The organism is Corynebacterium sp. c24Ua_83, assembly GCF_039907245.1.
Lineage (GTDB): Bacteria > Actinomycetota > Actinomycetes > Mycobacteriales > Mycobacteriaceae > Corynebacterium.
In genome coordinates this window covers 164,128-188,157 of the sequence record NZ_JASBOI010000002.1, presented here as the reverse complement: position 1 = coordinate 188,157, position 24,030 = coordinate 164,128, and the positions used below count along the sequence as shown (strand labels likewise).

At 60.0% G+C, this 24,030-nt stretch carries 27 protein-coding genes; 15 read left to right on the top strand and 12 right to left on the bottom strand.

Features of this window, described 5'->3' with window-relative positions:
- Positions 1-1,917 (bottom strand): translational GTPase TypA, encoded by a 1,917-nt coding sequence (gene typA / locus QKE30_RS02495; protein WP_071057119.1) that lies wholly within the window; start codon positions 1,915-1,917, stop codon positions 1-3.
- A 299-nt stretch (positions 1,918-2,216) separates the two neighbouring features.
- Here typA and QKE30_RS02490 point away from each other — a divergent pair, with 299 nt between their 5' ends.
- The 3 genes from QKE30_RS02490 to QKE30_RS02480 all read left to right on the top strand — a co-directional run bounded on the left by QKE30_RS02490 (position 2,217) and on the right by QKE30_RS02480 (position 4,813).
- Complete coding sequence (locus QKE30_RS02490; RefSeq protein ID WP_035005571.1) at positions 2,217-2,903, top strand: hypothetical protein; 687 nt, start codon at positions 2,217-2,219, stop codon at positions 2,901-2,903.
- 152 nt (positions 2,904-3,055) lie between these two features.
- The gene (locus tag QKE30_RS02485) at positions 3,056-3,676 is read left to right on the top strand and encodes a DUF402 domain-containing protein (RefSeq protein WP_239200164.1); all 621 of its coding nucleotides are present in this window, start codon (positions 3,056-3,058) and stop codon (positions 3,674-3,676) included.
- A gap of 282 nt (positions 3,677-3,958) precedes the next feature.
- Positions 3,959-4,813: a DUF3800 domain-containing protein gene (locus tag QKE30_RS02480; protein WP_239200167.1), complete on the top strand. Its 855-nt coding sequence runs from the start codon at positions 3,959-3,961 to the stop codon at positions 4,811-4,813.
- A gap of 85 nt (positions 4,814-4,898) precedes the next feature.
- Here the strand turns inward: QKE30_RS02480 and QKE30_RS02475 are convergent, their stop codons facing one another.
- The 4 genes from QKE30_RS02475 to QKE30_RS02460 form a co-directional block, all read right to left on the bottom strand.
- Positions 4,899-5,186, bottom strand: a complete 288-nt coding sequence (locus tag QKE30_RS02475) for a hypothetical protein (RefSeq protein WP_239200170.1) — start codon at positions 5,184-5,186, stop codon at positions 4,899-4,901.
- Between the two features lie 98 nt (positions 5,187-5,284).
- Complete coding sequence (locus QKE30_RS02470; protein ID WP_239200173.1) at positions 5,285-5,575, bottom strand: hypothetical protein; 291 nt, start codon at positions 5,573-5,575, stop codon at positions 5,285-5,287.
- A 95-nt stretch (positions 5,576-5,670) separates the two neighbouring features.
- Positions 5,671-5,970: a hypothetical protein gene (locus tag QKE30_RS02465; RefSeq protein ID WP_239200176.1), complete on the bottom strand. Its 300-nt coding sequence runs from the start codon at positions 5,968-5,970 to the stop codon at positions 5,671-5,673.
- An 84-nt stretch (positions 5,971-6,054) separates the two neighbouring features.
- Positions 6,055-7,224, bottom strand: a complete 1,170-nt coding sequence (locus QKE30_RS02460; RefSeq protein ID WP_034985701.1) for an acyl-CoA dehydrogenase family protein — start codon at positions 7,222-7,224, stop codon at positions 6,055-6,057.
- A gap of 222 nt (positions 7,225-7,446) precedes the next feature.
- On the opposite strand from QKE30_RS02460, the gene QKE30_RS02455 reads away from it, so the two are divergent.
- The 5 genes from QKE30_RS02455 (at position 7,447) to QKE30_RS02435 (ending at position 12,697) form a co-directional block, all read left to right on the top strand.
- Complete coding sequence (locus QKE30_RS02455) at positions 7,447-8,151, top strand: DUF4232 domain-containing protein (protein WP_239200179.1); 705 nt, start codon at positions 7,447-7,449, stop codon at positions 8,149-8,151.
- Positions 8,152-8,177: 26 nt separating this feature from the next.
- Positions 8,178-9,992 carry a hypothetical protein gene (locus QKE30_RS02450; protein WP_239200182.1) on the top strand — a complete coding sequence of 605 codons (1,815 nt, stop codon included), beginning with the start codon at positions 8,178-8,180 and terminating at the stop codon, positions 9,990-9,992.
- A gap of 88 nt (positions 9,993-10,080) precedes the next feature.
- Positions 10,081-10,788, top strand: coding sequence for an SDR family oxidoreductase (locus QKE30_RS02445; RefSeq protein ID WP_347934012.1), 708 nt, complete (start codon positions 10,081-10,083; stop codon positions 10,786-10,788).
- Positions 10,789-10,803: 15 nt separating this feature from the next.
- Positions 10,804-11,754: a DUF808 domain-containing protein gene (locus QKE30_RS02440; protein ID WP_347934011.1), complete on the top strand. Its 951-nt coding sequence runs from the start codon at positions 10,804-10,806 to the stop codon at positions 11,752-11,754.
- 64 nt (positions 11,755-11,818) lie between these two features.
- Positions 11,819-12,697, top strand: coding sequence for a patatin family protein (locus QKE30_RS02435; RefSeq protein ID WP_347934009.1), 879 nt, complete (start codon positions 11,819-11,821; stop codon positions 12,695-12,697).
- Here the strand turns inward: QKE30_RS02435 and QKE30_RS02430 are convergent.
- The 4 genes from QKE30_RS02430 to QKE30_RS02415 all read right to left on the bottom strand — a co-directional run bounded on the left by QKE30_RS02430 (position 12,690) and on the right by QKE30_RS02415 (position 16,666).
- Positions 12,690-13,346 carry a hypothetical protein gene (locus QKE30_RS02430; protein WP_035012369.1) on the bottom strand — a complete coding sequence of 219 codons (657 nt, stop codon included), beginning with the start codon at positions 13,344-13,346 and terminating at the stop codon, positions 12,690-12,692. The genes QKE30_RS02435 and QKE30_RS02430 overlap by 8 nt on opposite strands.
- A 98-nt stretch (positions 13,347-13,444) precedes the next feature.
- Positions 13,445-14,638 carry an MFS transporter gene (locus QKE30_RS02425; RefSeq protein ID WP_035012368.1) on the bottom strand — a complete coding sequence of 398 codons (1,194 nt, stop codon included), beginning with the start codon at positions 14,636-14,638 and terminating at the stop codon, positions 13,445-13,447.
- A 139-nt stretch (positions 14,639-14,777) separates the two neighbouring features.
- Positions 14,778-15,281, bottom strand: a complete 504-nt coding sequence (locus QKE30_RS02420; RefSeq protein ID WP_035012367.1) for a 2'-5' RNA ligase family protein — start codon at positions 15,279-15,281, stop codon at positions 14,778-14,780.
- An 86-nt stretch (positions 15,282-15,367) separates the two neighbouring features.
- Positions 15,368-16,666 carry a metallophosphoesterase family protein gene (locus QKE30_RS02415; RefSeq protein ID WP_347934006.1) on the bottom strand — a complete coding sequence of 433 codons (1,299 nt, stop codon included), beginning with the start codon at positions 16,664-16,666 and terminating at the stop codon, positions 15,368-15,370.
- A 168-nt stretch (positions 16,667-16,834) separates the two neighbouring features.
- On the opposite strand from QKE30_RS02415, the gene QKE30_RS02410 reads away from it, so the two are divergent.
- Together QKE30_RS02410 and QKE30_RS02405 are read left to right on the top strand one after the other, a co-directional pair.
- Positions 16,835-17,611, top strand: coding sequence for a MerR family transcriptional regulator (locus QKE30_RS02410; RefSeq protein ID WP_347934005.1), 777 nt, complete (start codon positions 16,835-16,837; stop codon positions 17,609-17,611).
- Between the two features lie 22 nt (positions 17,612-17,633).
- On the top strand, positions 17,634-18,311 hold the full coding sequence (locus QKE30_RS02405) for a YoaK family protein (protein WP_347934004.1): 678 nt from the start codon (positions 17,634-17,636) through the stop codon (positions 18,309-18,311).
- 27 nt (positions 18,312-18,338) lie between these two features.
- On the opposite strand, the gene QKE30_RS02400 is transcribed toward QKE30_RS02405, so the two are convergent.
- A complete protein-coding gene (locus QKE30_RS02400; RefSeq protein ID WP_005293177.1) occupies positions 18,339-18,578 on the bottom strand; it encodes a type II toxin-antitoxin system Phd/YefM family antitoxin in 240 nt (79 codons plus the stop codon).
- A 173-nt stretch (positions 18,579-18,751) separates the two neighbouring features.
- Between QKE30_RS02400 and QKE30_RS02395 the strand changes: the two genes are divergently transcribed.
- The 5 genes from QKE30_RS02395 (at position 18,752) to QKE30_RS02375 (ending at position 22,480) form a co-directional block, all read left to right on the top strand.
- On the top strand, positions 18,752-19,900 hold the full coding sequence (locus tag QKE30_RS02395) for an ABC transporter permease (protein WP_034979303.1): 1,149 nt from the start codon (positions 18,752-18,754) through the stop codon (positions 19,898-19,900).
- Positions 19,897-20,589 carry an ABC transporter ATP-binding protein gene (locus tag QKE30_RS02390; RefSeq protein WP_347934002.1) on the top strand — a complete coding sequence of 231 codons (693 nt, stop codon included), beginning with the start codon at positions 19,897-19,899 and terminating at the stop codon, positions 20,587-20,589. The genes QKE30_RS02395 and QKE30_RS02390 overlap by 4 nt, the downstream gene beginning before the upstream one ends.
- A gap of 54 nt (positions 20,590-20,643) precedes the next feature.
- Positions 20,644-21,210: a TetR/AcrR family transcriptional regulator gene (locus QKE30_RS02385; RefSeq protein ID WP_347934000.1), complete on the top strand. Its 567-nt coding sequence runs from the start codon at positions 20,644-20,646 to the stop codon at positions 21,208-21,210.
- A 71-nt stretch (positions 21,211-21,281) separates the two neighbouring features.
- Positions 21,282-21,908: a hypothetical protein gene (locus QKE30_RS02380; protein ID WP_347933999.1), complete on the top strand. Its 627-nt coding sequence runs from the start codon at positions 21,282-21,284 to the stop codon at positions 21,906-21,908.
- Between the two features lie 125 nt (positions 21,909-22,033).
- A complete protein-coding gene (locus tag QKE30_RS02375) occupies positions 22,034-22,480 on the top strand; it encodes a hypothetical protein (protein ID WP_347933998.1) in 447 nt (148 codons plus the stop codon).
- Between the two features lie 413 nt (positions 22,481-22,893).
- Here the strand turns inward: QKE30_RS02375 and QKE30_RS02370 are convergent, their stop codons facing one another.
- The gene (locus QKE30_RS02370; protein ID WP_035005631.1) at positions 22,894-23,523 is read right to left on the bottom strand and encodes a DUF2625 family protein; all 630 of its coding nucleotides are present in this window, start codon (positions 23,521-23,523) and stop codon (positions 22,894-22,896) included.
- A gap of 215 nt (positions 23,524-23,738) precedes the next feature.
- Positions 23,739-23,999 (bottom strand): HigA family addiction module antitoxin, encoded by a 261-nt coding sequence (locus tag QKE30_RS02365; RefSeq protein WP_051873987.1) that lies wholly within the window; start codon positions 23,997-23,999, stop codon positions 23,739-23,741.
- Between the last annotated feature and the right edge of the window lie 31 nt (positions 24,000-24,030).

The window sequence follows — 24,030 nt, the reverse complement described above, 5'->3', positions numbered from 1 at the left end:
TTAGGAGTTGTTATTGCGCTGCTTCTCGCGGGAACGGGCACGGGCGCGATCGGTGGCGTTCAAGGTCACCTTGCGCACGCGGATGACCTCCGGAGTTACCTCAACGCACTCGTCGAAGCCACAGAACTCCATGGCCTCTTCCAGGGTCAGGGTGCGGGCCTTGGCCAAGGTCACCGTCGCGTCCGCGGTTGCGGAACGCATGTTGGTCAGCTTCTTTTCCTTGGTGATGTTGATGTCCATGTCCTCGTCGCGGTTGTTCGCGCCGACGACCATGCCCTCGTAAGCCTCTGCGCCCGGCTCGACGAAGAAGGTGCCGCGGTCCGCCAGCTGGATCAGCGCGTAGGCGGTGATCTGGCCGGAGCGGTCGGCAACCAGGGAGCCGGAGGCGCGGCCCTTGATCTCGCCCGCCCACGGCTCGTAGCCAGCGGAGTAACTGTTGGCAATGCCGGTGCCGCGGGTTTCGGTCATGAACACGGTGCGGAAGCCGATCAGGCCACGGGCCGGAACGATGAACTTCATGCGGATCCAGCCGGTGCCAGTGTTGTCCATGGACTCCATGCGGCCCTTGCGGGCGGCCAGCAGCTGGGTGACGGCGCCGAGGTGCTCCTCCGGGACGTCGATGACCAGGTTTTCGTAGGGCTCGTAAACCGTACCGTCGATGGTGCGGGTAACCACCTGCGGCTTACCGACGGTCAGCTCGAAACCTTCACGTCGCATGGTTTCCACCAGAACGGAGAGAGCCATCTCGCCACGGCCCTGAACCTCCCAGGCATCCGGACGTTCGGTGGGCAGCACGCGCAGGGAGACGTTACCGATCAGCTCCTGATCCAGGCGAGCCTTGACCATACGGGCGGTCAGCTTGTCGCCGCCGCCACGGCCTGCCATCGGAGAGGTGTTCACGCCGATGGTCATGGAGATCGCGGGCTCGTCGACGGTAATGCGCGGCAGGGCAACCGGGTTCTCGGGATCAGCCAGGGTATCGCCAATCATGATGTCCTCGATGCCGGAGATAGCGGCGATGTCGCCGGCGATCATTTCCTCGGCCGGCACGCGGGTCACGCCCTCGGTGCGCAGTAGCTCGGCCACCTTGGCGGTCTTGACGTGCTCCTTACCGTCCTCGTCGTAGTGGATCCAGGCGACCTGCTGGCCCTTACGCAGTCGGCCGGCGTGGATGCGCACCAGGCCAATGCGACCCAGGAAGGAGGAGGAGTCCAGGTTGGTGACGTGCGCCTGCAGCGGGCCATCCACGTCTGCGGAAGGCTCCGGCAGAACGTCGTAGAGCACGTCGAACAGCGGCTGCAGGTCCTCGGAGTCCGGAACGTTACCGTTACCCGGGTTCTCGGTGGATGCCTTGCCCTCGCGGCCGGAGGTGTACAGCACAGGAAGGTCCAGCAGCTGCTCGGCGGCCTCTGCAGCCTCGTCGTCCTCCAGGGTGGAGGCCAGCTCCAGCAGCAGGTCCTGGGACTCTTCAACGACCTCATCGATGCGGGCGTCCGGGCGGTCGGTCTTGTTCACGCAGATGATCACCGGCATCTTGGCAGCCAGGGCCTTGCCCAGCACGAAACGGGTCTGCGGCAGTGGACCCTCAGAGGCGTCAACAAGAAGAACCACACCGTCCACCATGGACAGGGCGCGCTCGACCTCACCGCCGAAGTCGGCGTGGCCGGGCGTATCGATCACGTTAATGATCAGGTCGCTACCCTCTTTACCCAGACCCTTGCGGTGGATGGCAGTGTTCTTCGCCAGGATCGTGATGCCCTTTTCCCGTTCCAGGTCGCCAGAGTCCATCACGCGCTCTTCAACTTCGCCGTGCGAAGAGAAGGCGCCGGACTGGTGCAGCATGGCGTCGACGAGAGTGGTCTTGCCGTGATCGACGTGCGCGACGATGGCGACATTGCGGAATTCAGTCAAAGACACAGATCCGAACTTTCCTTTACTTGGGTGTTTAGAGTCTAGAGTTCAAGCTAGTTGTGCAGTGTAGGCACTTCAGGGGAACCTTTCACAGCCTACTCCTTTGGTCCTCCACAATAACGCATAGGGCGCGAAGAAGTTTTTCCCAAAACCTTGAGAAAAGCTTGCAGACAGGTGTTATTGTTTACAAAAGGTTCCCAGCGAACGTTACTAGCGTGACAAATGTGACAGATGTGACTAATGTTGTTCCCATCTTCTGTTTAAACGCATTTGAGATGACTGAATAAAAACCCGAAAGGTTCACCGTGGCTTTCTCTCGACGCTTGACCCGTGCCGCCGCTGCACTGACCACTGCCTGCGCACTGGCAGTCCCGACCGTGGTGGCTCCTACTACCGCCGGCGCCCAGGTACAGGGCTCCATCGATCACCTGGGCCGCCCCGCGCCGCACGTCCTGGATCAGATCGAGGCTTTCGCCAACAATCCGCAGCTGCCGCCGAACGTGAAGGCTTCCCTGAAGAAGCTGGTCGGCTTCTTCCGTGGCGATGGCAAGCCGGGCGTTGACGTTCCGGAGAACGCCCCGGCGTTCACCCAGTTCGGTTGGCCGACCGTTTCCGGCCAGTGCATCGGCGGCAAGAACAAGGCTGTCGGCACCGCAATGGGCGTGCCCGGACCAGCAAAGCTTCCGCTGCCAGGCATCGGCGCTGGCGAGGTCAACTTCGTCTTCACCGCAATGGGCACCGGCACGGTAGCTAAGAAGCAGACCACCGCGATGAACGTCCACTGGATCAACATCAACACTGGCAAGATGGGCCGCACCCCGCTGGGCTACACCGGCATCAATCCGAAGGGTCCGGCCACCGTTAACGGTGTTGCCAAGACTGGCAAGGGCACCGTCATCGCCCTGCTCGAGGGTGGCGTAACCACTCACGAGAAGGAGTCCGGCAACTCCAACTGCAACTTCCTGCCGACCGCGGCACTGCTGCAGGTCTAGTAGCTTTCGCCTAGACACTCCAGAGCCTTCAAGCCCCCTCGGCCGCGCATATCTGCGCGGCCTTTTTCATATCCGCATTCACTACCTACACCTCGCTCTCCCCACACCCCCTCTGGACCCGCCCGCACTACTCACCGCAACCGCTCAGAACCATGGCCGATCTGCATAAAGTAAAGCAAGAAACCTTCGACCTCGCCCGCGCGATCAACATCGACCCGAAGGGCTTCGAGCGCGCCGTAGACGCCTACGAGCTCTCCCCCAACCAGCCCGCCACTGTGCAGTCTGGCACTGCCCACCCCAACCCAGTGCTTTACATGCGCCGCCCCACTCCCGGCCACCCGCGTTTTCACTACCTCGAATCCTGGCTAGTCCCCCACCTGGACATTCGCCTCAATAAGTTCCACTTCTTCGACGGTATCGAGCCCACGCAGGATCTCTATATAGACATAGCCTTTATCGAGATTGATGACGCCACCACCCCACCAACCTGGCGCACCCGCGACATTTACGTGGATGTGGTGACGCACCTCCCGGAGGCTCCCTCCCCAGAACAATCTCAGTCGAGCTCTAGCTACGTCCCGGGCACATCTTCAAAGACGAAAGTCCAGGTACTGGACCTGGACGAGTTGGGCGAAGCACTCCTGGCGGGTTACATCACCGCCGACGAAGCCCGCAGAGCGCTGGATTCCACGCAGCGACTGCTGGATGGGCTGCACGAGCACGGCAGCGTGGCCGATTGGCTGGCCACCCAGGGCGTGCGTTTGGGTTACTAGCGCCCTCGACAGCCATGCCATCAGCCCGAAATCGAACACCTTTACTCCTTCTGTCGGGTGCGGAGGACATAATCGTTATGTTCAGGCAACCCTGAAACTAAAGCTCTGCGAAGCTCTTACACAGCCCCGGACGAATGGCGATTTGAATACGCCATAACCCGCACTGCATATTGACCACAGATAGCTAGCCACACTAGACTCGGTAGAGGACGCACCTAGGTGCTCCACTTCCGAGGCTCGTGTGAACACCACACGGGCTTTCGTGCATATTAGGGGGAATCAATGCACATCGGATACTTCGACGAATTTGGGCACAACGGCGCATACGTCAATCGATACGATGCACGTTTTAAGACCCACCCAGTTTTCGGCATCGGTGGATTCATAATCCCCGCTCAGAATGTCCGACGACTCTCCGGCTCTTTCAAACACCTAAAAGAAACGGGGCTCAGAGAGGAAATAGAAGCCAAAGTTAGGGCTAAAGGCAAGAAGGTAGAGCATTGGGAGAAGAAGGGTGCAGCACTACTCACCACCCGCAACGCCCAGAAATACTCTGAACTGCGCCGCCTTATTAACCGACTTCTCAACATCCTCGACAAGCTAGACGCCCAAGTTGTCTTCTACGGACAGGAGAAACCTCGAGGAACAAACGAAGATACTGGAGAGTATGAAAAGGATCGGTACGACCATGCTATGAAACAGCTGATCCAGCGTATTGGCTGGAGCCTCCCAAGCGATGAGAATTACCTCCTGATTCTCGATAAACAGGGCCCCAGAGAGCGTGCAGAGATTTTCGCGTCTAGCGCTGCTTTCATGTTCACCAATGAGAGCGCGGAAAAGCTCCTCGAACCGCCTCTCGAGGTGGAAAGTCACCTCTATCAAACTGTGCAGTGCGCAGACTGGCTGTGCGCGCTTCTGGGAAGAATTGCTGCTTATAAGTACGACCCCGATTTTGATGGGTTCGAGTGGGCGGTGACATACTTCGGAAACCGCCTATCTCACATTTCCAGCAAGCACGCCAAGATCAGAGCCAATGGCGATGGCAAGGACATGTACTCCAACCATCTCGGAAGTAAGAGAAAGTGCTTTTCTCATACATCCACGCGGGGTGCAAAAGCCGTCCGGCATGGCGTTTAGTTCTCCTGGAACTCGAGCCAGGTATTACAACGACTCAGTTCAGATCACCGTCTGGTTGGGCGGACTACCGAACTGACAGGCCGTGTTACTGCACAGGCCGTTCTACATAATCAGGCCGGTATTTCTTTAGGTCTTCGCGTAGCACCTTGCCGAAGTAGCTTTCGGGGGAATACAGACTTAGTATCTTGTCGAGCATGTCATCCGCGATGACGACCTCCGTGCCAGCGCTTGTGAGTACTGCGTCGAAGAGAGCTGCTTCGAATTCTCCTCCCCATGCTGGACTGAATACTTCATCCATGTCTGCGGCAATGAACTGCTGTTCGTAGCGTTCGAGAAATTCTTCGTAGATTGCTAGAGCAGGGTTTTCGATCACTTTCGTCTTCCTTCGAATTCTCCGGCCATTAGAGTCACCGTTCTAGGACGCTTCCTCGATACAGCAATTCCCAATAGCATTACTGGCCACTCTTTTTCTTACGGCACAGGCCGTTCTACGTAATCAGGTCGGTATTTCTTTAGGTCTTCGCGTAGCACCTGTCCGAAAAAACTGTCTGGGCTGAAAAGGGAGAGGATCTTATCTAGCATGTCATCAGCGATTTTTACCTCTGAACGCACACTAGTGACTACAGCGTTAAAAAGAGTGGTTTCGAATTCGCCACCTAAAGAGGAGAAGAAAACCTCTTCCATGTCGGCAGCGAGAAACTGTTGTTCGTAGCGTTCGAGAAACTCTTCGTAAATCTCTAAAATTGGGTCGACCACAGCCATAGCCTATCTCCGAATTCTCCGACTATTTGAGACCCCGTTCTCGGAAGCTTCCTCGATACAGCAATCCCCAATAGCATTACTGGCTACTTATCTTCTTACTGCATAGGTCGTTCTACGTAGTCAGGGCGGCATTCCTGCAGATGCTCGCGCAGGATCTCACCGTTTTCGCTCTGTGGGGAGAATAGAGAAAGAATCTTGTCCAGCATGTCAGGTGCGATAACCACCTCGGTGCCGTCGTTGAATAACACCGCATCCATCAACGCATACTCACATTCGCCGCCTAGATCTGCATCGAAAGCATCATCTAAGCCTGCTGCGTAATACTGCTGTTCGTAGCGCTCGAGGAATTCTTCGTAGATGTCCCGAGCAGGATCTTCAAATACCCCAAATTCCATCGTCTATCTCCAATCCTGCTCGGACCCTTTGTCGCTGCAGCTACATTGCGGGAGCCCTCCCCCCTGGGAACGGGCTGCGGCCCGCTACGCCAGGATCTGGCGCCCCATCACCATACGGCAGATCTGGTTGGTGCCCTCGTAGATCTGGGTGATCTTAGCATCGCGCATCATGCGCTCCAGCGGGAAGTCGCGGGTGAAGCCGTAGCCACCGAGCAGCTGGACGGCGTCCACCGTGACCTCCATGGCGATGTCAGAGGCGAAGGCCTTGGAGCCTGCAGCCATCAGGCCCAGCTTGGCACCATCCTCAGCCACGCCACGCTCCGCATTGGAGGCCGCAGTGTAGATCATCAGGCGGGCTGCGTCGATCTTCATCTTCATATCGGCCAGCATGAACTGGGTGTTCTGGAAGTCGGCGATAGCCTTGCCGAACTGCTTGCGCTCCTTCACATACGCAACGGCCTGGTCGAACGCACCCTGAGCGATGCCCAGAGCTTGCGCGCCAATGGTCGGACGGGTGTGATCCAGGGTCTGCAGAGCAGTCTTGAAGCCGGTGCCTTCCTCGCCGATCATGCGGGAAGCCGGAACGCGGCAGTCCTCGAACAAAAGCTCAGCCGTCGGGGAACCCTTGATGCCCAGCTTGTGCTCGTAACCGGAAACACTGAAGCCCGGGTCATCCTTGTTCACCATGAACGCAGAGATGCCGCGCGCGCCGGCCTCCGGATCGGTCACGGCCATCACGGTGTACCAGGTGGACTTACCACCGTTAGTGATGAAGCACTTGGAGCCGTTAATAACCCACTCGTCGCCGTCACGGACAGCGCGGGTCTTCATCGCGCCGGCGTCAGAACCAGCCTCGCGCTCCGTGAGCGCGTAGGAAGCCATCGCACCGTTAGCAATATCCGGCAGGACTTCCTTCTTCAGTTCCTCGGAGCCCTGCAGAATCAGGCCCATGGTGCCCAGCTTGTTCACGGCCGGGATGAGGGAGGAAGAACCACAAACGCGGGCAACCTCCTCGATGACGATGACCGCTGCGAGGGAGTCGCCGCCCTGGCCGCCGTACTCCTCCGGAACGTGGATCGCGTTGAAGCCTGCGGCGTTCAGGGCCTCCAGGGCCTCCTGTGGGAAGCGCTCTTCTTCGTCAACGTCCTTGGCGTGGGGTGCGATCTGCTGCTCGGCCAGGTCGCGGATGGCCTCGCGCAGTGCGAGGTACTCGTCGGGCAGACGGAATGGTTCGAAATCAGGGTTGAAGCCCATGGTTAATTCTTCGCCTCTCTAGCAGTGAAGTTGAGAACGTTCTTTCCCACCGAGTGTAATGCGCTCCGGCGGTTCGGTGATTTGAAAGCGATATTTACATAAGAAACTTACCTTCAGTGCTCCCCCTCGCCGGATACGGCTCCATCACTTTCCGCTCACCATTCGGTAACAAAACGCCAATCTCATTGGCCACATACTTACCTTGTGTTTACAGTGATAACTATGAAGAGCCTACGCCGTCACCCGGTCACCTCCCGATCCCGCGCTCCTCGCTCCGCCCTGGCCGCGGGCGCAGCCGCACTGCTACTCGCCGGTGGTTCGCTCACCTTGACCGCCTGCGAAGACGAGGACACCACCCCCTCCAACGCAGCGTCTACCCAGGAATCTGCAGACGAGAGCTCTGCCCAATCTCTTACCGATCGCAGCACAGCCAGCACCGGCGCGGCCAACAGTAAGGCCGAAGACGGCTCCGTAGGCAAGAACGGCATGTGCGCCACCAACGATCTAGAGATCACCACCGCAGACTCGCAGGGGGCAGCCGGTTCCACGCTGGTCAACGTAGTTTTTAAGAACACCTCCTCCAAGCCGTGCTCGATGCGCGGTTTCCCGGGCGTTTCCATGGTCGCGAACCACAACGGCACTCAACTGGGCAAGCCCGCTCAGAGGGAAAAGGAAGTGCCCAGCAAGGATGTAAACCTCGACCCCGGCGCATCCGCTACTGCGGCCGTGAAAATCACCCAGGTCGGCGCCCTGGACCCGCAGGAGTGCAAGCCCCAGGATGCTGATGGGCTTCGCGTCTACCCACCGGAGCAGACCAAGGCCGCCTACGTGCCGGTAAAGAACCTGGAGGGGTGCTCCGGGGAGGTCGAGTACTTGTCGGTGCAGCCCGTCAGCACAGGAAACCAAAGCGGCCAAGCCGGCGAGTAGCGCCGCCCCGCCCACACCATTTCACCGTGCCTTCACCACACAGCTCTTCCCGCACCGCACCCCGCGGGTTCACCGCCTGGCTGGGTGCGGTGGCTTTGCTCTCCCTCATTGTCCGCGGCTTCCAGCTCAGCCAGCGCACGTTCTACTGGGATGATTTCCTTATCCCCGCCACCTTCAGCGGCGGTTCCCTCGGCGACTATTTCGCCAGCTACGACGGGCACCTCATGCCGGCTTCCGCACTCGTGCAAGTGCTGGCACATCGCATAGCTCCGCTCAATTGGTGGCTCCCCACCACTGTGCTGATGCTGCTCAGCGCCCTCGCCGCCGCACTCTGGGCGAAGGTATGCGTGCAACTCACCGGCCGCAGCCTCGCCACCCTGGGGCTTTACACCGCGCTAATTTTCAGCCCTTTCCTCATGGACGCCGCCGGTTGGTGGTCCGCAGGCATCAACGCCTTGGCCTGGCAGATCGGCATGGCGGGATTCATGGTGTGCCTGCTGTCTTCTCCCAAAGCCCCCAAGGCGCTTCTCCGCTACTCCGTGTTCGCCACCGGGTTTCTGCTCATAGCCCTGCTGTTCACGGAGAAAGCCCTCACGATCGTCCCGGCCGCCCTCGCCCTCGCTGTGCTTGTGGGCATGGCCCGGCGCGACATCGCCCGCTTCTTTTCAGCTCCCGGCGCGCTTTTTGTCGTCTGGTCGCTGCTCTTCCTCACCCTCTCGCCGCTGCCGCGCGAGGAGTCGAATAGCCAGTCGCTGTGGTCTGCCCTGCCCAACAGCCTGTTCACCACCGTGATACCCGGCGCGCTCGGTGGCCCGTTGTCGTGGGATCGCTGGTCACCCTCCAGCACTTTCGCCACCGCTCCGACGTGGTGGAGCATCGCCAGCATTGCCCTGCTGCTCGTCCTGGTCGCTTTGTGGCTGCGTCGCGATACTCGACACCGTCTTCTCGGCCTGCTTCTGGTTCTCGGCTACCTGGCCGCCATCTACATGTTGCTGGGCCGCGCTCGCAACAGCACCGGCACTTCCGGGCTGCTGCTCTCCTCTATGCACTACTTCGCGGACTGGTTCACTTTCGCCGTACTGGTTGTGGGTTGTTGCGCCCTTTCTTATGGACGCCCCTACCTCGCCAACCGCCCCGCCCCCAGCTTCGCGGCCGCGCGCTCCCGCTGGGTTGGGGTGGGCGCGATTCTCAGTGCGGTAGCCATCAGCGTTACCTCCACCTACACCTGGGTTGGCGCGTGGAGCAATGACCGGACCGCCGATTACCTGTCCAACCTGCGCGCCTCCACGAAGTTGGATGGCTCGGGGGAACCTCCGCAACTGTTGGATCAGCCGGTTCCATTGGACATCCTCACACCGGTGGTCCACCCCTATGACCGGGTCTCCACTCTGACGGGCCAGCCGGCGGTCACGCAGGTAGACGAGCCGCCACGGATCATCGACGAGTCGGGGAAGATTGTGGATGCGGAGGTGGTGGCGTCCGCAACAAGCACCGCAGGTAAAGAACCCGAGTGCGGGGTGCGCATCGCCGCAGGGCGCTCCCAGGCCATCCTGCTGGATAACGCTCTGCCGTTCGGGGATTGGACGTGGCAGCTGAACGCGACGGCCAGCACGGATATGACGCTGACCATCACCACGCCCAACGGGCTGGAGGATGCCAAGGAGACCAAGAGTCGTGCCGTGGATGTGCACGTTGGTACGGAGCTAAAGCCCCGCTGGGTGCGGGTTTCCGGGGGCGGCGGAATCCTTTTGGTGCGTGCAGAGGCGGATTCTGGTGCATCTGACGAATCCGTATGCATCGGGGCGGGTGGCATCGGCCCGCTCGTGGCGAAGGCGGACTAAAGCTGGGATAGATGGAATAGTGCGACTTTCCGTACCGTTGAGGGTGGTTAGGAACGAACCAAGCCCACCTCAAGGAGGCATTGAAGCTATGTCGACCCAGAATGCACAGAACATCATGATCCTCGGAGGCCACGGCAAGGTGGCGCTGCTGGCGGCTCCGAAGCTCGTAGAGGCCGGCCACACCGTCACTTCCGTGATTCGCAACCCCGATCACGTGGAGGATGTGGAGGCCACCGGCGCGAAGGCCGTGGTGCAGGACATCGAGCAGCTGGATGTGGCCGGCTTCGAGAAACTTTTCGCCGATCAGGACGTGATCATCTGGTCCGCGGGCGTGGGCGGTGGCGACGATGCGCGCACCCTCCGTGTGGACCGCGATGCGGCGATCCGCTCCATCGACGGTGCCGGAACCAAGCGCTTCGTCATGGTCAGCTACTTCAACTCCCGCACCGATCACGGTGTACCGGAGGATCACTCCATGTTCACCTACTGCGAGGCCAAGGCCGCTGCGGACGACCACCTGCGAGCATCTTCGACCCAGTGGACCATCGTCGGCCCGTCCGCACTGACTATGGACGAACCGACCGCTAAGATCGAAACACGCTCCCCGAAGGCTGATGGCACCGCCAACGGCGACGACGCGCTGCAGGCCAGCCAGGTTTCCCGCGCCGATGTGGCCGCAGTGATCGCCGAGGTTGTGGATCGCCCGAACCTGGTCGGCCACTTCATCGAGTTCAACAAGGGCGACACCCCCATCACCGAGGCGCTCGACGCACACGCCGAGAACCAATCGGCTTAAGAGAAAGAGAATTTCATGGCAGCTGGCCTAGCGGCACTACTAGACGACATTGCACTTATCGCCAAGAAGGCCGCGGCCACGACAGATGACGTCGCTGCCATCGCCGGACGTACCTCAACCAAGGCGGCGGGTGTTGTTATTGATGACGCCGCCGTCACCCCGAAGTTCGTCGCTGGTGTATCCCCGGCTCGCGAGCTGCCGATCATCTGGAAAATCACCAAGGGCAGCCTCGTCAACAAGCTGATCATTATCCTGCCGATCATTTTGCTGCTGAGTTGGCTGCTGCCCGGCGCGCTGACTCCCCTGCTGATGCTCGGCGGTTTCTACCTTTCTTTCGAAGGCGCTGAAAAGGTCCTAGAGAAGGTCGGCCTGGGTAGTCACAGCGAGGGTGAGGCCGGCGAAGATGAGGCCGGCGAGGGCGATGAGGAGAAGGACCAGTCCGAGAGCGCACTGGTGCGCGGGGCGATCTTGACCGACCTGATCCTTTCTGCGGAGATCATGGTGATCTCTCTCAACGAGGTTGCGGACCAGCCGCTGCTGACCCGCGCCCTGGTGTTGGTCCTGGTGGGCCTCATTGTCACTTTCGCCGTCTATGGCGTGGTGGGCGTGCTGATCAAGATCGACGACATCGGGCTTGCCCTCGCCAACAGGGAAGGCGCCAGCAAGGGTATGAAGAAGTTCGGTCTGCTCCTGGTCAAGGGCATGCCGAAACTGCTCACCGCCATCGGTATCGTCGGCACGCTGGCTATGCTGTGGGTCGGTGGTCATATCCTGCTGGTTGGCTTCGACGAGCTGGGCCTGCACTGGCCGTACCAGTCGGTTCACCACGTGGTGGAAAGCTTTGAGCACCTTGGAGGAGCGGTTACCTGGCTGATGGAGACCGGCTTTAGCTTGCTGTTCGGCCTGCTTGTCGGTGCACTCATCGCCGTGGTGGTCGGCGGGGTAAAGAAGCTGCGTGCCCACTAAGCGCTGCAGGTGCGCTACACATGTAAATATAGAAATCCGCTAGAAGCCTAAGGAGGCTCACCTCTTGTCTGCGAAGGACGTAGCCCTCGTGCTCGAGGGCGGTGGCATGCGCAACAGCTACACCGCCGCCTGCATCGACCAGCTGCTGGAGCACAATATCGAGTTCGGCTGGGTCGGCGGCATCAGCGCCGGTGCTTCTCATACCGTGAACTTCCTCTCCGGCGATAGGAAGCGCGCTCGCGAGTCCTTCGTGGAGTTCGGCGGCCACCCAAAAACCGGCGGATTCAAATCCCTGCTCCGTGGCACCGGCTACTTCAACGCCGAGTACATCTACGAGACCGCTGGCGCCCCTGGAAATGATCTTCCCTTCGACTGGGAGACTTTCCAGCGCTCAAACTCCCAGGTATGCATCGGCGCGACCCGCGCGGACAACGGAGAGACGGTCTATTGGCGCCGCGAGGACATCAAGGATCTGCCGGACCTCATGCGCAAGGTCCGCGCCAGCTCTACCCTGCCGGGCCTCATGCCCGTGCCCACCATCGACGGGGTGGATTATGTCGATGGTGCCCTCGGAGATTCCGGTGGCCTGCTGATCGATGCCGCCATCGAGGATGGCTTTGAGAAGTTCCTCGTGCTTCGCACTAAGCCCAAGGGCTACGTCCGCCCCGCACTGCGCAGCCCGCAGCTTGTTAAGGCCCTACTGCGCTCACGCCCCGCCGTAGCTCAGGCAATGATCGACCGGCCGCCGAAGTACAACCTGGCCTCCGACAAGATCGCGGAGCTGGAGGCTAAGGGCCAAGCGTTGGTGTTCTACCCGGAGAAGATGCACGTCAGCAATACCGAGCGTCGGATGGATCGCCTGGAGCAATCCTGGAACGACGGGTTGGAGCAGACCAAGCGCGAATGGGACACGTGGATGGAGTTTCTGGGCGAACCTAAATGATGCTCAGCAGGCCCAGCACGATGAGCATCGCCGCCACCACATAGCCCGCTAGCGCCACCATCTGTTCCTTCCTATGGCGTAGCCCATCAATGAACCGTGCCAGCCCGCTTTCCGGCTTACGCAGAACAAAGCCCAGCGCCAGGCCAGACAGCGCCGGCAGGCTCAGCGCGAGCGTGGCGTAGAGGAAGACCGCAAAATACTTCGCGGCGGAGCTGATCCCCACGGTGCTCAAGTACGCCAAGCCAGCGAAGAAAGGCGCGGACGTCGCCGACTGAACGATTCCCAGGGCCATGCCCGAAAGGAAGGTCCTCCACGACGCTTGGCGGAGGGGGCGGGCCAGGCGATCGATCATCGGGGTGGGATCGCCGCCTCGCAGCGTCAAAAAGGCACTTAGAAGACCCACCGCGATGAGGACCAGACCAAAAATCGGCGAGGCCAAGGCCGTCTGCACGGCGTCCGAAATTCCGTTGAACAGCAACAACACGGCCAGCGACAGAAGGAACACCCCGAACCAGTCCCCCGCTACTAGCACTGCAGCGATGGGCGCGTAGCGGCGCGGCCTCGGGTGCATCACCGCGACAGCGAAAAGCACGCCGATGAGCAGCACGTTGACGGAATCGGCCAACGCAAAGCTCACGGCGTGCAGCATACGGTGAATCCTTTCGGAGGTTCCCGCAGCACCTGAACGATCTTCCTGAACAATCTTGGGTCAGGGCGCGGGAAGGGGAGGTTGAACTCTAGCGAACTCTAGCTAACCTTCCGGCCGTGAACAAGGAAGTACACGGCAGCGCTGACCGCGACCAGCCCGGCAAGCAGTGTGTACATCGCCTGGTAGCTGGTGGCAGAAACGATCATCCCCAGCAGGATCGGGCCGAAGCCCACGCCCACGTCCAACAGCAGGAAGAGCGTGGAGATGCCCGCGCCCATCTGGTGTGGCTCGACCGCCTTAACGGAAATCGCCTGCGCGGCCGGCATCAGCGAACCATAGCCCAAGCCCGTCAGCGCACCGGCCAAAACCACCATCCAGTCCTGAGTAGAAAACGCGAGCACAACCAGGGCGATGGCGAAGGTAACCAAGCCCAGGTAGATCACAATGTTGTCGCCCTTCTGGTCCTGGATCTTGCCCAGAACGAAGCGCATCACGAGGGTCACCAGTGCATAGGCTAGGAAGAAGTATTTGGCGCCGGTGACCAGGTCGTTGTCCTCGGAGTAGCTGTTCAGGTAGGTGATCACACCTGCGTAGCACACACCGACCAACAGCATAAAGAAGCCGATGGGGGCAACCTTCGGGTGCACGATAGCCGAGAGGCTAAAGGTGGGACGGTGGTGGTGCGCATCCGCGCCCTTGGGCTCTGGGGAACGCACCAGCAAGGACAGCAGGAAGGCCACGATGGACATGCCCACCACGACCTGGAACATGGTGGTGTAGCCGACGGAGCCCACCAGCCATAGCCCCAGCGCCGGGCCGATCGCGGTGGCCAGCGTGGTACCCAGAGCGAAGTAGCCGGTTCCCTCCGCGCGGCGTGCATTGGGAATCACGGACTGGGCGACGGCCATCACTGCGGTGCTGGCGAAGGCATAACCGATGCCGTGGATAATGCGCACGGCGATCAGCAGCCCCAGGGAGTTTGCGGGAATGTAGAAGGCACAGGTCACGATGACCAACACCAGCGCGGTGAATAGCACTCGCCGCCGCCCCACCGCGTCCACCAGGAATCCCGAGAATACGCGAGCCCCCGTCGCGCCGATCACGAAGGCACTGGAGGCCAGGCCCGCGCTCGCGTTATTGGCCGCAAACTCCTTGACGGCGTAGCCCGCCATGGTCGTCACGAGGACGTAGAAGATCATGAACTGGGCGAAGTTTACTAACCATGCAAAGACAAAAGCCGGTGTTACAACCGGCTCTTTCGTTGGTGCGGACGTTAGGAACACCTTCTTCATTTAATTGTGTTTATGTTTTTATGCCGCGGAGCACGTTACCAAACATCTGCAGCCTCGGTGAGACAGGGGCCACTTTTCTGTGTTCTTTCTTTCGTGCTTTCTTTGGGACGCCCCTACGCACCCGACCCTCAATCAGACATCAGGCAAGCACCACACGCTCCCCCACGCTTGGCCTCCAATATGCCGCCTCAACTGCGGTGATGGACTTAAACTCTCGCGGTGTGATCTGAGACAGGGCGTCAATAAAGGAAGGAACAACATCCCGCGGCAACCTTAATCCGACCGTGAGGTGCGGAACCCAGCGCGGGCCGCGACCGTCCGGGTTGAGCGCACTGAGCTCGCGGGCGGCGTTCTCCAGCTCATCCGTGGCTTCGAGCAGCCACGCCACCGTCTGTTTCTTTCCTGTGCCGAAGACGACCACGCCCCGGCGGCTAAGCTCCGAGGGCACGGCGGATGGCAGGATCTCGCGGGCGCGCTCCACGACGTGCGGGGCCATATTCGGAGAGAACGTGACCGTGATGTGCGGAGTCTGCCGCTGTCGCGGAAACCCGCGGGCCGCGAGCTCGTCGAAGATGCCGCGGACGGTGGTGGCTTGCTCGTCGGGCAGGTTCAGCAGGATGTTCTCAGGGGAATTGACGGACATTGCCCCCTATCCTAGCTGGCTGCACCGGGAGCGCCGGCGCATCGCTTGGCGGCGCACAACTCGGCGACGCAGAACCCGGCGGCGCGTTACTTGAAGGACACGTACTCCGGAAGGTCAGCAGGCCTTTCCAACGGCTGCTTCTTCGGGTTCATGTCCAGCCCCAGCTCCTTGGCGAATACCAGGCGGGTGGACTTGTAGACTCGCTCGTCAGCCTCGTCCAGCTCGAACACGCGAGCGCCGCGCAGGGTGTGCATGGACCAGGTGCCGTCCTTCAACCCATAGGGGCCGAAACCGGTTCCCGGGCAGTAGCCCAGTTCTACCCCGAAGTAGTTGCCGTTGAAGGTGTTGATGTGGTCGTGGCCGCAGTAGATACCCAGGACGTCGCCGCGCTCGCGAACGGCGGAGTAGATGCCGGGGTTGAAGGCGCCGACGTAGACATCCTCGTTCTTCACGCCCTCGATGCCGTGGCGCTTCTTGGCCTCGCCATGCTTGATGAGGTCGTTATTGTATGGCCCGCCGAACCACATATCGCGGTGCTCGTAGGTCGGGATGTGGAAGTACATCAGGCCTGGAATCTTCTTGCCGTAGCGCTCTTCGTAGCCCCGGGAGGTATCGCGGTACCACTGGATTTGGTCGCTGTGGATGTAGTCGTAGCCGGGGATCTCCTTGGTCTCCTGACCCGCCAGCTCCTCGCCGATGTAGTTACCGGAATCCAGCAGCCAGATGGCGAATGCCGGATCCGGGTTGGCGTTGCCCTGAACCAACAGGGATACGTTGGATTCGCCGTGAATCGGGTCGTCGGCGACGTTGAGGTTGTACTTGTACTTGCGCACGAAGTTCAGCAGCGCGATCTCGTCGGCTTGAGTGCCGTCCTCCATGGAGTCTTCGTCATGGTTGCCGAATGTGATGGCCCATGGGATCTGGCGGGATTCCATCGGCAGCACCACGTTGTTGACGGCTTGGAATGCCTGTTCGGTGGTCTTGGGGCCAGAGGAGATCACGTCACCGTTGATCAGCGCGAAGTCCGGCTTCTCCTGGTCCAACACCTTGCCCATGAACTCGATCGTGCGGCGATCAGTAAGGTGATCGTCTTGAGTGTCATTGAACTGGACGATCTTGAACTTGCCGTCGCCGTTGAACTTCAGCGGCATGTCCGCGCCGCCGTTGTTGTCGCCACCGCCGTTTCCGCGCCCCGGGCCGAAGCTGGATCCGGCCAGCGAGCCTGCTGACGAGTTCCACGCCTGTGCCTGCGCTGCTGGCGCAAGTGCAGCGGTGACGCCCAACGCTCCGGTTCCCGCCAGGAAGTTACGGCGGTTCACATTGAACTGCTTGGGCGCATTCTGGCCTTCCAGCTGCTGCGATTTTTTAGATGAATTACTAGACAAGGTAATTGAGTTCCTTTTCCTGCGAGAATTGAACTTCCACAAGCTATCGGCCGCAGGTAAGCGCAAGGTTTCCTGAAGATGAATTCATAACAACTTCGCGTCTTCCCTCTCCACCGCTTGACCACTTCGCTTGACCTTGCCGTTGCGGCAACCGAAAGGATGTAGCCCATGACCGAATACACGATTGGTGATGCTGCAGATTTTTTGGGTGTGACGCCCAAAGCCCTGCGCCATTGGGATTCCATTGGGCTACTCAGCCCACAGTGGCGCACACTGGGCGACTACCGCCTCTATACCGAGGAAGATCTGCGCGTCGGCGCGGCCATTGTGCTGTACCGGGACATGGGTTTCAAGCTGGCGGAGATTCCCGACCTGATTGAAGCGCCTTCCGACGCTGCCCTTGACCGTGCCCTCCGCGCCCATCGGGAAGCCTTGGCGCGCAAGCGCGACGAGGTGGAGAGCCAATTGCGTGCGGTCGAGGATTTGATAACAACAACCCGAGTGGAGGGATACACCATGGAACAAATGGACAAGATCAAGCAGTACTTCGGCGAGCAGATGCCCGCCTACCAGGAGGAAGCTCGCGAGCGTTGGGGCGACACCCCTGAATACCAGCAGTCCCAGGAAAAGCTGGCCTCTATGAGTGACGGCGACTTCCAGGAGGTTAAGGCCAACCACGACCGCTTCGTGGCGGATTTGGTCGCTGCCCGAGATGGTGGCGTCACCCCCGATAGCGAAAAAGCACAAGAACTCGTGGAGCGGCACCGCGCAACGATTAACCAGTGGTACGAGGTTACGACCTCGCGGCAGCTGATTCTGGCGCGGATGTACGTGGACGACGAGCGTTTTGCCGAGGCTTACCAGGGCGCACAGGATTACCTGCTTTCGCTAGTAGAGCACCGTGCGAAGCAGGAGGGAATCACCAATCCCAGCTGGGATGACTAGCTAGGGTTGCTACGATTGCGCCATGAAAGGCTACCGCACCGGAGAACACGCACTGGCTATCTACCTATCCTCTATCGCAGGATTCGTAGATACGCTGGGCTTTTTGTATCTGGGAGGGTACTTCCTGTCGTTTATGTCGGGTAACACCACGCGCCTGACTGCGGCGGTCAATGCGGGGAAATGGGACGTTGCGATGACGGCTGGCGGGGTCATGGCGTTGTTCCTCATCGGCGTGGGAATCGGAGCGCTAATCAGCCAACTAGGGCGGCGCTTTTTGCCCCCGACGCGCACGCGCGAGGCGATTCTTCTGTTTATCTGCACCACCTCAACAATTGCCTCCGTACTGGTCTTAACCGGGCACGAACAGTTGGCGGTGTACAGCCTGTCCTTCACCGTGGGCGCTATGAATTCCACGTTCGAACGCGACGGCGAGGTAAGCATTTCCCTGACGTACATGACGGGCACGCTGGTGAAGATGTCTCAGCGGTTCGTGGCCGCACTCTTCGGTGGCCCGCACTTGGATTGGCTCCGCTATTTCGCTCTGTGGATGGCGCTTGCCTGCGGGGCACTGCTGGGCGGCTGGATGTATGTCCAGGTGGGCCTGCACGCGGTTCTGATGGTGACGGGCATGCTGTACGCGGGAACCGTGACTGCGCTGGTGTACCGCCAATGGCGGCGCAACCGTGGGCTGGCGGTTTAGCGCTAGTGGACTAGAGCTCCCAGGGGTTCAAATTGAGCATCCTCGCGGCTCGAAGTCCATCCTTTCGTCCTCGAGGTCAATGTCCTCTTCCATTTGCAACCGCGAAGCCCAGTCTTCATTCGAGCCGGAGATCTTCCTGTAGTCATCAATGGAAAGCAATACGAAGGCCGGCTCACCTCGATCAGTAATAACAACTGGCCCCTCACCGGCCTTCCTTTTCGCGTAACTCACATCCTGATGGAACTCACGCGCGCTCACGCTAGTCATAGCCAACCTCCTGACGCAACAACGTAACTACAAAATAGCGCGAAAAGTCTGGGCGTCTTTCATAACAAGTTAGAAACACCCTGTTTTTATCTTGGCAACACATCGTTGCTAAAGTCTGTGTAGCGACTGATCAACCGCTCACCTCCCCAACCCCAACCCCAGGAATTTTCATCATGTTTCTAGCCTTGCGCGAAATGCTTTTTGCGCGCACCCGCTTCCTTCTCATGAGCGTCGTGTTGGCGCTCATGTCCTTGCTGGTCGTCATCATCTCCGGCCTGACAGCCGGTCTGGTCAACGACGGCGTTTCCGGCTTGAAGGCAATGGATAGTGACGTCATCGCTTTCGCCGATGGCACCCAGACCGATTCCGCCTTCACGCGCTCCGTCATCGACATTGCAGAGGCCGACAAGTTCTCCAACATCGACGGCGTTGAAGAGGCCGCCCCGCTGGGCCTCACCATCGCCAACGCTCACAACCAGGACGGCAAGGCGGTCGACCTCACCCTCCTCGGTGTAAAACCCGGCTCTTTCATCGCACCAGAGGGCCTGCCAGAACAAAGCACCACTCCTAACGACGGCGCCCCGACCAAAACCAAGCACGAGATCGTCGTGTCCTCCACCCTCCAAGACGAAGGCATCAAAGAAGGCGACACCATCACGATCGATCGCCTGGAAATCCCGTTGAAAGTCGTTGGCTTCTCCGATGGCCAGCGCACTTTCGGCCACGTCGATGCTGCCTACCTGCCCCTCGACGTCTGGCAGGAAATCCACGCCGGCGCACGTAAGGGTGAAAAGGTAAGCCCGGAGGCGTACAAGGAAATCTCCGTCATCGCCGCCCGCACACAGGACAAACCAGACACTGGAGCGCTCTCCGACGCCTCCGGCCTGGACGTCCGCACCCTCAAGGAAAGCTTCGATTCCTCCCCTGGCTACACCGCCGAAATGATGACCCTTTCCATGATCAAATGGTTCCTCTACGTCATCGCCGCCCTGGTTACCGGCGCCTTCTTCCTGGTGTGGACCATCCAGCGCGCCGGCAACATCGCCGCACTGCGCGCGATGGGAGCCACGAAGGGCTTCCTGCTGCGCGACAGCCTGGGCCAAGCCGTCATCATTCTGGGTGCGTCCGTCATCGTCGGTGCACTCATCGCCGTCGGCCTCGGGAGCCTCCTGGAAACCACGGCGATGCCCTACGCCACCGAACTCGGATCCGTCCTCAGCGGCAGCGCGATCCTCTTCGTATCTGGCCTGATCGGCGCGCTGATCGCCGTCGTCCGCGTCACCCGCACTAACCCGCTCGCAGCCCTAGGAGAAAACCGATGAGCCCCGCCCCGCACCTTCCCGCTCTGGAACTTAAAGACGTCACAGTGACCTACACCGACGGCGATTCCCAGATCACCGCTCTCAACCAAGTGAACCTGACCGTCGAGCCCGGAGAGTTCGTCGCCGTCGTCGGCCCTTCCGGTTCCGGTAAGTCGACGCTGCTAGCCGTCGCTGGAGCGCTGACCAACCCGGCCTCTGGCAGCGTCAAGATCGGCAACGAAGAAATCACCAACTACGACGACAAGGAACTAGCCCGCATTCGTCGCGACTACATCGGCTTCGTCTTTCAATCCTCCGGCAGTCTGCCGGGCGCCCTCACCGCCGAGGAACAACTGGAGCTCGCCGCGCGCGTTATGGGTAAGCACGGTCGATACTCTGGTGCGGAGCTGTTGGAGAAGGTTGGTATGACGCCCCGAGCTAAGCACCGCCCGGGAAATCTGTCGGGTGGCGAACGTCAGCGTGTGGGCATCGCCAGGGCTCTCGTCGGCGACCCACAGGTGTTACTGGTCGACGAGCCCACCGCGGCTCTGGACCGCAAGCGTTCGCAGGAAATCGTGGAGCTTCTGGCTCGCGAATGTCACGACTTCAACCTCGCGGGCGTGATGGTCACCCACGACCACGAGGTCTTGAACCACTGCGACAAGGTCTACGAAATGGTCGATGGGCGCCTGAGTGCAGCCTCCGAATAGGCACCCAAATAGGCCTCTACGCAGGCCAAAAAACGGGTAGTACACTAAGGAACCATGCCGAAGATCACGGAGACGACAGTAGCCGAGCACCGCGCGGTCCAGCACCGCGCAGTGCTGGAGGCCGCCGAGCGGCTGATCGTTGCTGGCGGCGGCAAAGTTCCCTCCCTGGCAGAGGTGGCGGCCGAGGTTGGCCTAGCCCGCCCCAGCGTCTACCGCTACGTCTCCTCCCAACATGATCTGATGGTTCAGTTGCTGGTGCTCAACAGCGAAACTTGGCATGACCAGCTGGAAGACAAGGTCAAGGCCGCTCCGCCAGAGCCCGAAGAACGCATCTGCGCTTACGTCGACGCGATGCTCGATCTCTTCGTTCACGGCTCCCACGGCCCCCTAATGGCCGCCGCCCAGCACTTCCCGGAAGCGTTCGCCGAGGAAAAGGTGCAGAAATCACACGCCGGCTTCAAGGAAATCGTGGATAGCTTCTGCCCCGGTGTTTCCTCCATCGACATCGGATTGCTGAATGCGGCGGTGGTGAGGGCGTCAGAAATGGCAAAAACCCCCGAAGACCTCAAACAGGCAACGGCAACACTGCACCGCATGGCGCGCGCCATCGTGGCGGGATAGCCCGTCGAACCACCTGCCTGATTCTGCTGTTCTGCCTGGGCAAGACCGGGCGGCGTTGTAGGCTTTAGGTCATGCGAAATCGCCTTGTTGCACTCTCCGTTGCCGCATTGACGGCCCTCTCGCTTGCAGCCTGTTCGGATGACGAGACTCCGCCTGAGCAGAGCGCGGCTCAGTCTTCTAAGGAGTCCGGCGAAACTTCCGCCGCCGAAGGACAAGGAGACACTTCGGAAGAAGGGCAAGATGATGAGGCCGCAGATAACACAGATAACAAGGCCCAAAAGCGCCCCAACCCCACAGCACCCAGCACTCCGAAGCCCGACAAGGTCGAGCTCGCCCCGAATGAAACGGCTCTAGAGGGCAAGCTGATGAAGGTGCGCTTCAGCGACATGACCCCACCGGAGGACTTCGCACGAGTGGCGGACATCGTGGACGATAGCGTGGTCTACTACGCGATCAAGCTCGATCCGAAAAAGCCCGTGACGGCGAAGTTGGGGGCAGGCATTGGCACCCAGACTCCCGAATGGGCCATCGTTGGCAGCAGCAGTATGCCGAATGAAATGAACTGGGACTCTATGGTCGGGCGTAATATCCGCGCCATCGCGCACCGGGACAACATGACCTTCGCTACGGACCCATCCGCTCCCCCGACGGCGGTGACGGTCGAAAACTCGGACTACAAGCCGGAGATCCTCGACTAAGGGGTGTGCCGCTATATTCCCATCAAGTTTTCGGCAGATGCATCCAGGGTTCATGAGATCATGTACCTGGAAAGCTGCTGGTTACTCCGAGGTGAAAAATGGGATTCCTATCTAAATTGCTCGGCTTGCAACAAGCCAAGCCGAAGCTGCAGAAACGCGAACCTGCACGCAAAAATGGTAACTTCCTGAAACCATGGCCCGCCAAACCACAAACTAAGATTTTGGAGTTACCTGGCGGGTACGACCGCACGCTCTATGTTTACGATGGCTCACCTTTCTCCACCGCCAAACGCGGCGACACCATTCAGGTTGAATTCTTCCCTGGCGAAGCAACTCTGTTGAGTAAAAAGTCAGGGTCGGCGGTGGATACCCATAAAGACGCGGCGGTTTGCCTGCTCCACAAAGGTCGGCCAGTCGGCGTGGTTTTCGACTATCGGAACGACGTTCGGCTCGCTTACGACAAAGGAATTCGGCTTTTGGCTACCGCAACGGTCGGCCGCCAATTACCTGATTATGGCAACATCCGCGCTCTAACTCTTCACCTTCCAACCAGCCGAAGCACTACTAGTTAATTGAGAACTATGAGGTAAACAGCAAAGTTCCCAAGAGTGCACAAAGGATTCAATTTAACGAATGGGACGAGCAGGACTTCGAACAGCTCACTGGAAGAAGTAGTTGGGCCTTCGAAAATGCAAGATTGGAGTTTCTCCCTGTCCCCAAGGGATCATCCGCGAAGCCCCACATTCTTGCTTCCTCAGCAGAAGGGCGAAAGGTATTCCGTCTAACTGCACGTAACTCGGTCTACAAGGATGTAGCCTCAGCCATTGAATCCAGCGCAGAATTCCTGATTCTTGCTGAACGGCGAACTGCTGGAGATGGGCGAGTAGGCTACAACATCACACTCGCTCATTGGTAGCAGGCTAGTTTTAAGTTTTGCTTCACCCTGACCAAGGGAGTTGACCCTACGCCCTTCGCCCCCCTCGCGTCACTTAGTGCCCAGCAACTCCCGGATATTGACAACCGACCTCGACACCTTGCTCACGTCTCTGCCCTCGACGGTGGACGGCGGAGGGTAGAGGGAAATGCCCTGTGACAACGCCAACGGCGCCACCTCGTCTTGCCAACCAGGCCAGCGCAGCCCCTCGAAAACCACCCCCAGCCCGCCGCCCAGCGCAGCCATAAGGAACGCCGAGTAGCCTCCACCGAGCCCGTCCCATGTGAGGGTGTCCGGCCCGAAGTAGCAGACTTCGCCGGGCGAGACACCCAGCGCGCCGCCGTCAATGGCGAATAGGCCACCGAGGACGTCATGTCCGACGATGAGCGCACCGGGCGGTGCCGAAACGGAGCCTCCCAGCCCGTTTGTTTTAGCGATGCTAGGCAGGCTCTCACTACCGCCGCCGTACAGACGAACCCAGCCGTGCTCCGCGACGATACCGCCGGTGTGCAGCGCGACGGCTCCCATCATCGACGCGGCAGTGACCTGCAACTCCCACAGCGAACGCTGCCCTTGCTCTGGGGCGACGGACAGCGCAATAGCCTCAGATTCAGCTAACGCCTTCTGAAGGTGGGGCCAGGCCAGACCGTCGACGGCGATGAGGCTTTCGATGTCGCGCATTGGGGGCTCCTTCGCTTGTGGTAGTCACATATCCAATTGGAGGGCGGCCTGTTCGTCGTCGACGATGCCCGTCAGGTAGTCGACCATTCCGAGCATGCCCATCTCCCAGTGAATAGCTTCTGACAGGTATTGCAACGGAATTCTAGAACAGAGTTCTCCTAAGCTCAGCACAGTCGCGCCTGGGCGGATCGACCTTGTCCGTGGCGATCGCAGTTCTATGCCGAGGCAGCTTGAACCGGCTGAATCTGCTCAATCTCGGTGAGGATTTTATCCTCGGCCACATCCAAGTCGTACTGGGTCTGTAACCCGAGCCAGAACTGGGGGCTCATCCCGAAAAACTTCGCCAAACGAAGGGCCGTGTCCGCGGTAACAGCGCGCTTTCCATGAACGATCTCATTGATCCGACGAGGGGGAACGCCGATAGAAACAGCAAGCTTGTGCTGCGTAATCCCCATCTCCTTGAGAAAATCCTCCATGAGGATCTCGCCGGGGTGAACCGGAGGGAGC